Source organism: Mesorhizobium sp. M4A.F.Ca.ET.090.04.2.1, from assembly GCF_003999085.1.
Taxonomy (GTDB): Bacteria; Pseudomonadota; Alphaproteobacteria; order Rhizobiales; family Rhizobiaceae; genus Mesorhizobium.
The window spans coordinates 1-1,506 of the sequence record NZ_RZOT01000830.1; the positions used below are offsets into that span (position 1 = coordinate 1).

At 67.0% G+C, this 1,506-nt stretch carries 2 protein-coding genes and 1 pseudogene; all 3 read right to left on the reverse strand.

The window, feature by feature from the left end; genetic code table 11:
* A pseudogene (locus EN781_RS32340) lies at nt 1-244 on the reverse strand (metal ABC transporter permease); the annotation flags it as partial.
* Nucleotides 245-262: 18 nt separating this feature from the next.
* A complete protein-coding gene (locus EN781_RS32345; protein WP_126055676.1) occupies nt 263-607 on the reverse strand; it encodes a metalloregulator ArsR/SmtB family transcription factor in 345 nt (114 codons plus the stop codon).
* Between the two features lie 167 nt (nt 608-774).
* The coding region (locus EN781_RS32350) for a LysM peptidoglycan-binding domain-containing protein (RefSeq protein WP_145965781.1) at nt 775-1,506 on the reverse strand (732 nt) is incomplete at its 5' end.

Genomic DNA, 1,506 nt, shown 5'->3' on the forward strand with positions numbered 1-1,506 from the left:
GCATTACCGGCGCAAGCAGGAAGGACGGCAGCGGCGGCGGCGTCTTCGCGGCGCCAGCCAACGCGTCGGTCGCCCATTTGAAGAAATAGGGGCCGGCCACCAGCGTCACCTTGGCGACAACCAGGAGCAGCGTCGCCCAGGTGACGCGCGCCCTCAGGTCGGCCCGGTCGGTCGGCCACATATAGGGCCACAGATTGCGGAGTGTCGCGAGGGTCGAGGAATCGGAGACGGTTTTTCCGGCCATTCTTTTTGCCTTCTTGTTCTAGCCGACGGAGCAGCAGGATTTGACCAGCGCCGAGAGCGACGCCGAGACATCGGCGAGCGCCGCGTGGTCGACCTCGTAGCGCGAGCGCTGGCGGTCGGGCTCGAAACGGACCAGCCCGGCCTCGACCAGTATCTTCAGATGTTGCGAGACGGTGGACTGGGCGAGGTCGAGATGGTCGACCACCTCGCGGCAGCAGCAGGAACGGCTGGCGGCGAGATGCCTGAGGATCTCGATGCGTGCCGGATGCGAAAGTGCCGCGAACCGCGCCGCGACGGCGCGGCTGTCCGGGGCGCAACCGGGCGGAGCGCCCACCAGGGTGGGTTCAGTCAGGGATTCGGTCATCGTTCATCGGCGATAGACGATGAACGATGCGAGGGCAAGCTAAGCTGGTGGGTAGTATAACGCCTGCGCACTGCAATGGAGGCAATTTCCGGAGTTGGCGCGACAGCGCTCCCTCTGCCCTGCCGGGCATCTCCCCACAAGGGGGAGATTGGCCAATCGCCGAATTCCTACTGCGTCTTCGTCGGCGCCGTCGTCATCTGGTCGCCCATCGCCTTCATGTCGGCGTCCTCGCCTTCCTTCGACTTTTGCGGGACCTTGAACACCTGGCCCGGCCAAATGCGGTCAGGGTTGCTGATCTGGTCCTGGTTGGCGAGATAGATGGTGGAATAGCGCACGCCGTGGCCATAGACGCGGCGCGAGATCCGCCACAGTGTATCGTTGCGCCGGATGATGACGGCGTTATCGGCATGTTCGAGCTTGGGCGCCACCGTCTCGGGGGCGTCGGGCGTCGCGGCAGCCACCTTGGCCGGGGCTTCGGCGCCAGGAGCAGCAGCAGGCGCTTCGGCCGTCGTTGCAGGCGCAGCGGGTTCGGCTGCCGGGGCAGCAGGCGCTTCGCCCGCTGTCGCGGGCGCGGCTGGTTTGGCTTCGGCGGGCTTTGCCTCCGCCGGCTTGACCTCGGCCGGCGCCACGGCGGCGACCGACTCACCCGGCTCGCGCTCGAAGGGCACGGCGGCGCGGGCCACCACCTTCAACCCGTCGGCATCGAGCGCATCGACATGGATGGTGTAGCTGCCGACCGGAATGTCGCGCGCCGCTTCGACCAGGAAATGGCCGTCAGGCGAGGTCTGGGCGTCGCCGAGCAGTATGTCGTTGGCATAGGCACGCACCTTGCGGCCGGGATCGGCCGTGCCGGCGACGAAGATCTTGTTGCCGTCGATCTCGACCGCCTCGACGACGAT

Excerpts from the sequence above, each read along its gene's own strand:
- EN781_RS32345 (WP_126055676.1), bottom strand. The coding sequence starts at position 607 with ATGACCGAATCCCTGACTGAACCCACCCTGGTGGGCGCTCCGCCCGGT.